The sequence below is a fragment of the Variovorax sp. GrIS 2.14 genome (assembly GCF_046115955.1).
In the GTDB taxonomy this organism is placed as follows: Bacteria; Pseudomonadota; Gammaproteobacteria; order Burkholderiales; family Burkholderiaceae_C; genus Variovorax.
Genome location: NZ_JBJXIA010000057.1, coordinates 1 through 7,642, shown reverse-complemented (window position 1 = coordinate 7,642; position 7,642 = coordinate 1). Strand labels below are relative to the sequence as shown.

The following is a 7,642-nucleotide window of genomic DNA, read 5'->3' as shown; positions in this document are numbered from 1 at the left end:
ATTCGAGCCTGCAGGCCCGCACACCCGATGTGGTGTACTTCGACTCGCTGCCACGGCCTTCGGCCGAGGCAGCCTGACACCGCAGGATCCACTTAAAAAGATTCGGAATCTGTTCAAGCGAATGGGGCCAGCTCTCAAGGTTGGCAATGCGGCTCGGTCGGTGGTGTGGTCGACCGATCCGACTGCGCCGGTTAACTCCGAGAGTTGGTCGACATGCAGTTCGGCCAGCCGCGCCAGTTTTTTGCGCCCTGCAGTCAAGAGATGAACCTCTACCTGGCGCCGATCGACTGCACTGGCTCTGCGTCTGACGAGCCCGGCTTCCTCGCAGCGCGTCACCAGGGCGACGACACCGTGCGGCTATGTCTGCAATCGTTTGGCGATCTCGCCGATGGTTGCCCACTTTCGCCCCGGAAAACCCTGCGAATGAAGCATCAACTGGTACTGCAGAACGGTGATGCCTTCCCCGCGTGCGGCGTCTTCACTGAACCGCAGGAAGCTTCGCAAGCGAGATCGGAAATCTGAGAGCGCCTCGAAGCGCTGCTTTTCCTTTGCGCCTTGCGTATTCGTCATCGCGGGTGTTCTGAAAGTTGTGGGAATGTAGCAGCGGGCGGAAGACAGCGACTCTGGCGAAGGGTAATTACTCACACTGTGACAAAAATAATGGCCTAGCATGAAAGTTCTGAACACAACCTGACCAGGCGTTTGTGCTTTGGTCTTCGACTTAGTTTGCCTTGGCGCTTCCCCTCGGAAGTCACTGAGTGCCGCACGCAAGTGACGGCCTGATCTGTCCCTCACCCTCTTTCCGAGACCTCCCCGAATCCATGAAAATCAAGAGCCAGAAGGACCTGCTGTCCGGCCTCATGTTCAGTTGCGTCGGCTTGGCCTTTGCCATTGGCGCGACCAACTACAACATCGGCAGCGGGGACCGCATGGGTCCTGGCTACTTCCCACTCGTGCTTGGCATCCTGCTGGCGATCGGAGGTGGGGTGGTCATGGTGGGTGCCTTTTCTGCGGGTCCGCCTGGTGGTGATCCGGTCGGGCGAATCGCATGGAAACCGCTGATCCTGGTTATCGGTGCGAATCTGGTGTTCGGCCTCCTTCTTGGCGGCCTACCGACGATGGGCGTCCCCGCGATGGGCTTGATGATCGCCATCTACGCACTGGTCGTGATTGCAAGTCTTGCCGGCACACGTTTCACGCTCAGAGGCGCGCTGATTCTGTCCACGATCCTGGCGATTGGCAGCTATCTGACTTTCATCATCGGCCTGAGCCTTCAGTTCCAGGTCTGGCCCACGTTCATGACAGGCTGAGCGCGCACCGCATGGAACTGATCCACAACCTCTCTATCGGCTTCGAAGCGGCGCTCACGTTTCAAAACCTGATTTATTGCTTCGTGGGCTGCCTGCTGGGCACGCTGATCGGCGTGCTCCCGGGCATCGGCCCGGTCGCGACCATCGCCATGCTGCTGCCCGCGACCTACGCCCTACCGCCGGTGGCCGCGCTAATCATGCTGGCCGGCATCTACTACGGCTCGCAGTACGGCGGCTCGACCACTGCCATCCTTGTCAACCTGCCCGGTGAATCCTCCTCTGTCGTCACCGTCATCGACGGGCACCAGATGGCCAAGCAAGGACGGGGCGGACCAGCGCTCGCGGCCGCCGGCCTCGGCTCGTTCTTTGCCGGTTGTGTTGGCACGCTGGTGCTCGCGGCCTTCGCGCCGCCGCTGACCGAACTGGCATTCAAGTTCGGGCCCGCCGAATACTTTTCTTTGATGGTGCTGGGGTTGATCGGTGCGGTAGTGCTGGCCTCGGGCTCGCTCATCAAGGCCATCTGCATGATCATGCTAGGGCTGCTGCTGGGGCTGATCGGTACCGATGTGAATTCCGGTGTGGCGCGCTACAGTTTCGACGTTCCGGAGCTCACAGACGGCATCAGCTTTGTTGCCATCGCCATGGGCATCTTCGGCTACGGCGAGATCATCGCGAATCTGTCGCGCAGCGAAGAGGAAGGTCAGGTCTTCACGGCCAAGCTTCACGGCCTCATGCCCACCAAGGAAGACTTCAGGAACATGATTCCCGCCGTGCTTAGAGGCACGGCGCTAGGCTGTTCGCTCGGCATCCTTCCGGGCGGTGGCTCGCTCCTCTCAGCCTTTGCTTCCTACACCCTCGAGAAGAAGATCAAGCTGCGGCAAGGCGAGATCCCGTTTGGCAAGGGCAACATCCGAGGCGTCGCCGGCCCGGAGTCCGCCAACAATGCCGGCGCACAGACTTCCTTCATCCCGCTGCTCACCCTTGGCATTCCAGGCAATCCGGTGATGGCCCTGATGGTCGGCGCCATGACGATCCACAATGTCCAGCCTGGCCCGCAGGTGATGACCAGCAATCCCGAGCTGTTCTGGGGCCTCATCGCCTCGATGTGGATCGGCAACTTGATGTTGATCATCCTGAACCTGCCGCTGATCGGCGTGTGGATCAGGTTGCTGTCGATCCCCTACCGCTGGCTCTTCCCGGCTATCGTGCTGTTCTGCGCCATCGGCGTGTATTCAACGAACAACAACACGTTCGATGTCTGGATGGTCGGCTTCTTTGGCGTCGTGGGCTACGCCTTCCTGAAACTGGGTTGCGAGCCTGCGCCGCTGTTGTTGGGCCTGATCCTCGGGCCGATGATGGAGGAGAACCTGCGGCGCGCGCTTCTGTTGTCGCGAGGGGACTGGGGCGTGCTGGTCACGCGGCCCATCTCGGCGGGCCTACTGATCGGCGCCGTGCTGCTGCTCACGATCGTGCTGTTGCCTGCCGTGAAAGCGAAGCGCCAAGAAGCGTTTGTTGAGGGGTAGCCGGATGCACAGAAATATCGCCTCCACGAAGACCGGCAATCACGCGGCTCGATCACGAAATCGATCCGGGCATCCACATCGCGGAGCGCCGTGGTGATCCGGTCTAATTCGAGATTCGCAAGTCGGCGTCGACCCCGAACCGTAATTTCAGGGCGTCGCCCATCGAGGTCCTTTTTTTTTCGTTCCACATGGCCCCAACACGATTGCTTCATCCCAAGCGACTCCTGCACCTGTTCATCCTGCTCGCCATCTGCTGGCTGGCAACGCCGGCGGCGTTGGCCACCGAGATGGTGAGCTCCGCCGGCAACACCGTCTACATGCGTGCAGGACCCGGAACAGGCTATGCCGCGCGATGGACGGTCGACAAGGGCTACCCGTTCAAGGTGCTGGCGCGCAAGGGCAAGTGGCTCAAGGTGATCGATTTCGAGCGGGACTCGGGCTGGGTCTACGGACCGCTTACGAACACAACCCGGCACCATATCGTGAGTGCGTCTTCGGCGACGCTGAGGGCAGCGCCCAATGCACGCAGCGCCGTGGTCTTGAAGGCGCGCAATGGCGACGTGCTGCGCACGCTCAGACAGCGTGGCCGCTGGATTCAAGTGCGTCACGAAACTGGACTGGCGGGCTGGGTGATCAAGAGCAGGGTCTGGGGATGGTGAGCGCGTGAATGCGTGAATGCGTGAATCAATTCCGACGAATTCGCCGCTAGACGGCGCTTGATGAGCAGTCCGCACAGGTTCAGCTTGGCGGCCTCAAGTCTGAAGTGCAACACCCCTTCAAGTAAGGTGTTCCATGCAAGACCCAACCAGCTACCGGCAACTGCAGCCTGAGGACCGAATCACCATCGCGAGCATGTGTCAGCAAGGTTGCAGCGTGCGGGCCATGGCCCGCACGCTGCAACGCGCGCCCTCGACCGTCGGGCGCGAACTTGAACGCAACATGCGCAATGGATCGTGCTACGGCTCGCATGTGGCCCAGACAACTTGCAAGGCGCGTCAGCACGCCGCACGCCCTGCGGCCAAGCTCGATGTCCGCGGCGTCGCCTGGCGTGTGGTGTTGACCCTTCTCAACTGGAAGTAGTCCCCCCAGCAGATTGCCGCTACCCTGAAGCGCACCGTCCCCGACGAGGCTGCACGCCACGTGTCTCACGAAACCATCTACACCGCGATCTACGCGCTGCCCAGGGGCGAACTGCGCCGCCAGCTCATCGCCTGCCTGCGCCAGGGCCACGGCACGCGGCTGCCGCGCTCACGCGGCAATGACCGGCGCGGCCAGATTCCGGAGATGGTCAGCATCCACGTGCGCCCGCCCGAGATCGAGGACCGCGTGATGCCGGGCCACTGGGAAGGCGACTTCCATCTTGGGGGCGGGCAACAAGTCTGGTTGTGTCGCATTAACAGCCATCGGCCCAACAGACTATGCTGAGAAAATTGGTTGAAAAGGCTTGAAGCCGATGCTCTCGCCCAAAGGAATGCGCTTTCCACTCGACGTCATGCTCGTTTGCATCCGCTGGTACGCAGCCTACCCGTTGAGCTACCGCCATCTTGAAGAAATGCTGCAGGAACGCGGTGTGCTGGTTGACCATTCTTCGATCAACCGTTGGGCAATCCGGTTTCTGCCGTTGCTGGAAAAGGTATTGAGCCGTCACAAGCTTGCGGTGGGCGCAAGCTGGCGCATGGACGAGGGTTCTGTCGCAATAAGCACGACTGGTAAGGTCAGCCAAAGATGCTTGACCGTACGAAGATGCTTGAAGCGCTGCGCCGAGTGGTTCAGCAGATGCACTACCCACTGGAAGTGATGTTGGTGTGCGTACGCTGGTACGCGGCCTACCCGCTGAGCTTTCGCAACATCAAGGAGATGATGGCCGAGCGCGGCGTGTTCGTTGATCACTCCACGCTGCATCGCTGGTCAATCAAGGTGCGGGCGGTGCTGGCGGGCACGTTCTGTCGGCGCAAGCGCCCAGTCGGCCTGAGTTGGAGGATGCACGAGACCTACGTGAAGGTCAGCGGCCAGTGGAAGTACCTGTACCGGGGGGTCGATCGCGACGGCCCTACCGTCGACTTTCTGCTGCGCGCCAAGCGAGACCACGCCGCAGCCCGGGCATTCTTCGAACGCGCCATGGAACTGCACGGCGTGCCCGAGAAGATCACCATCGAGATGCGCCAGTCGAAGTACTTGAACAACCTCATCGAGCAGGACCACCGAGCCGTCAAACGAATCACCCGGCCGATGCTCGGCTTCAAGACGTTTCGCTGCGCCCGAATCCTGCTCGCCGGCATTGAGGGCATGCACATGATCGGCAAAGGCAAGCTTGGCGCACTCAAACATCCAGCCTCGTGTGCACTCTACTCACTGGCTTTTTGATCGGAGTTGGCCTCCCAGCAATGCTCGGCCTATTCTCGCTATTGCGACAGAACCCTAAATCTTGACATCGGGCAATCTTGAGGGCGCATCGCGTTACGATGTCATCAACTTGCGCTGTGATGTTCAATGTTCAATGTTCAATGTTCAATGTTCAGCGTCTCCCTAAATGCATTAAGAAGTAACGAGCGCGTGCGTTCTTTGCCCATATCTACATTTACCTGACTTGGTGTAGTCCGAACGCTCACACCTTGAAATGCGCCAATCCGCACCTCTGATTAGGACTAGCATTCGGGTTTGTTCAAGCTACATGTCCTGTCCCCGGCCGTAAGGGCAGGCTAATTCCATATGATTCTCAACGTTGAGAAACGACGTTCCAGCATAGCGACGGTTGTGTTCGCTCTGCTCGATCCAATTCCGTTTGGAATGTTTGTGGCGGCGTTGATATTCGACGCCGTCTACACCAATAGCGCGGTCGTCATGTGGCTCAAGTCCGCAGCATGGTTGATCGTTATTGGACTGTTGTTTGCGGTCATCCCGCGCCTTATAAACTTGGCATGGGTATGGTTTTATCGCGCCCGAGTGAGCACTGCTAGAGAAAAAATCGCCTTTGTTCTCTATTTATTCGGTGTTGTGGCTGCCATCTTCAATGCTTTTGTTCACAGCCGGGACGCGTATGGGATGGTTCCGGAGGGACTTTGGCTCTCAATTCTGACGGTGGTGCTTCTGGTTCTAAGCAAAGCCCTGATGACCCAGCAACTGTCTGATGATGATCACAGAGTGCGATCATGAAAATCAGAATTTTGATGGGACTTATACCGGCCGCAGTAGCCTTTGCGGTTGTTGGTTGCAGTGAAAAGGCACAGCTTGCCCCCCAGCAGCAGGTAGGACAACAACCCCCGCTGCCTGCGGCCCAAAACTTCCTGATGCCGCCGATGCAGGCCCCCAAAGGGGTGGGTTGGGAGAGTGACGGACATCCTGTCGTGGCGGCCGGCTTGAAGATCGAGAAGATTGCCGAAGGGCTGCAGCATCCGCGGCAGCTCATGACCTTGCCCAATGGTGATGTGCTGGTTGTCGAATCGAACTCTCCTCACACTCAGCCGCTCACCACGCCCAAGCAATTCATTGCAGGGATCGTGACGGGGCGTTCTGGCAAAGGCGCCAAAGGTGGTAATCGGATCACACTTCTACGCAAGATTGCGGGCTCCGCAAAGTGGGAGCAACACGTGTTTCTTGAGCATCTGAATTCTCCGTTCGGAATTCAGTTGATCGGTCAGACGCTGTACGTTGCGAATACCGACAGGATCATGAAATTCCCCTACACCGCAGGCGCCACCAGCATTGCGGGTCCGGGGGTTGAGCTTGCAGATTTGCCAGACACGATCAATCACCATTGGACCAAGGCCTTGCTGGCCAGTCCAGACGGGAAGAAGCTCTTCGTAGGGGTGGGGTCCAACAGCAACATCACCGAGAACGGTTTGGCGGTTGAATACAGGCGCGCTGACATTCTTGAGGTGGACGTTGCCTCAGGCGCCAGCAGAATATTCGCCTCTGGCCTTCGCAACCCGACCGGGCTTCAGTGGCAGCCCCAGACCGGCAAGCTTTGGGCCATCGTCAACGAACGCGACGAGATTGGTGCCGACCTCGTTCCTGATTACATGACCGCTGTTCAAGAAGGTGCTTTCTATGGCTGGCCTTACAGCTATTACGGCCAGCATGTCGATGAGCGCGTGCAGCCGCAGAGACCTGACCTTGTGAAAAAGGCCATTGCCCCCGACTTCGCGTTGTCCTCACACGTTGCGCCACTTGGACTTCTCTTTTACACGGGCAGCAACTTGCCGGCGCTGTACCAAGGGGGAGCGTTCATCAGCGAGCACGGCAGCTGGGACCGATCACCGCTAAACGGCTACGAGGTGAGCTATGTCAAGTTCGTGAACGGACGGCCTGAGGGTCAGAAAATGCCTGTGGTCGCTGGATTCGTGTCGCGGGACGAGAAGTCACTTTTTGGTGCGCCTGTCGGACTCGCACAAGGCGCCGACGGCGCTCTGCTGATTGCGGACGATGTGGGCAATACCGTTTGGTCGGTCACGGCCAGCGCTCAGTAACTTGGCGATTCTTCAGATTCGATTCGACGCTCAAACCGTGCAGCGGATTCTGGTGAGAGCCGCGTGACGGCTGCCAGTGCGAAACTTACCAATTAAATAAAGTAGTGGATCTCCGGTCAGCTCAAAGTCAAAGTTGACAATCGGAGCAGGCCGAAGACACAAGGTCAGAGTTTCTCGACGGTTTCATTCGGCTGCACAGCGACGCCCGGCCACGCAGACTTCCTCTTCCGGGGCGGTGGGCGCGCACGGGTTCTGTCGCAATAAGCGCGGGCTGGTAAGGTCAGCGGATGAAGTTTGACCGTACCAAGATGACCGAAGCGCTGCGCCGGGTGGTTCAGCGGAT

Annotated in this window: 6 protein-coding genes and 3 pseudogenes; 8 read left to right on the top strand and 1 reads right to left on the bottom strand. The window is 59.2% G+C overall.

The genetic code is table 11. The annotated features are described in order from the left end of the window. Window positions 1-183 precede the first annotated feature (183 nt). A pseudogene (locus RCH10_RS26920) lies at window positions 184-570 on the bottom strand (MarR family winged helix-turn-helix transcriptional regulator); the annotation flags it as partial. A 251-nt stretch (window positions 571-821) separates the two neighbouring features. Here RCH10_RS26920 and RCH10_RS26915 point away from each other — a divergent pair. From RCH10_RS26915 to RCH10_RS26880, 8 genes and pseudogenes are all read left to right on the top strand, one after another. Then, window positions 822-1,310 carry a tripartite tricarboxylate transporter TctB family protein gene (locus RCH10_RS26915; protein ID WP_409054749.1) on the top strand — a complete coding sequence of 163 codons (489 nt, stop codon included), beginning with the start codon at window positions 822-824 and terminating at the stop codon, window positions 1,308-1,310. An 11-nt stretch (window positions 1,311-1,321) separates the two neighbouring features. Beyond that, on the top strand, window positions 1,322-2,833 hold the full coding sequence (locus RCH10_RS26910) for a tripartite tricarboxylate transporter permease (protein ID WP_409054748.1): 1,512 nt from the start codon (window positions 1,322-1,324) through the stop codon (window positions 2,831-2,833). 188 nt (window positions 2,834-3,021) lie between these two features. After that, complete coding sequence (locus RCH10_RS26905; RefSeq protein ID WP_409054747.1) at window positions 3,022-3,492, top strand: SH3 domain-containing protein; 471 nt, start codon at window positions 3,022-3,024, stop codon at window positions 3,490-3,492. Window positions 3,493-3,625: 133 nt separating this feature from the next. Beyond that, a pseudogene (locus tag RCH10_RS26900) lies at window positions 3,626-4,210 on the top strand (IS30 family transposase); the annotation flags it as partial. Between the two features lie 76 nt (window positions 4,211-4,286). Further along, window positions 4,287-4,469 (top strand): annotated as a pseudogene (locus tag RCH10_RS26895) (IS6 family transposase); the annotation flags it as partial. An 89-nt stretch (window positions 4,470-4,558) separates the two neighbouring features. Continuing rightward, window positions 4,559-5,197 (top strand): IS6 family transposase, encoded by a 639-nt coding sequence (locus RCH10_RS26890; RefSeq protein WP_409054746.1) that lies wholly within the window; start codon window positions 4,559-4,561, stop codon window positions 5,195-5,197. A gap of 345 nt (window positions 5,198-5,542) precedes the next feature. After that, a complete protein-coding gene (locus tag RCH10_RS26885; RefSeq protein ID WP_409054745.1) occupies window positions 5,543-5,986 on the top strand; it encodes a hypothetical protein in 444 nt (147 codons plus the stop codon). Then, entirely contained in the window at window positions 5,983-7,299 is a 1,317-nt protein-coding gene (locus tag RCH10_RS26880; RefSeq protein ID WP_409054744.1) for a PQQ-dependent sugar dehydrogenase, read from the top strand. Before RCH10_RS26885 ends, RCH10_RS26880 begins: the two co-directional genes overlap by 4 nt. The last annotated feature ends 343 nt before the right edge of the window (window positions 7,300-7,642 follow it).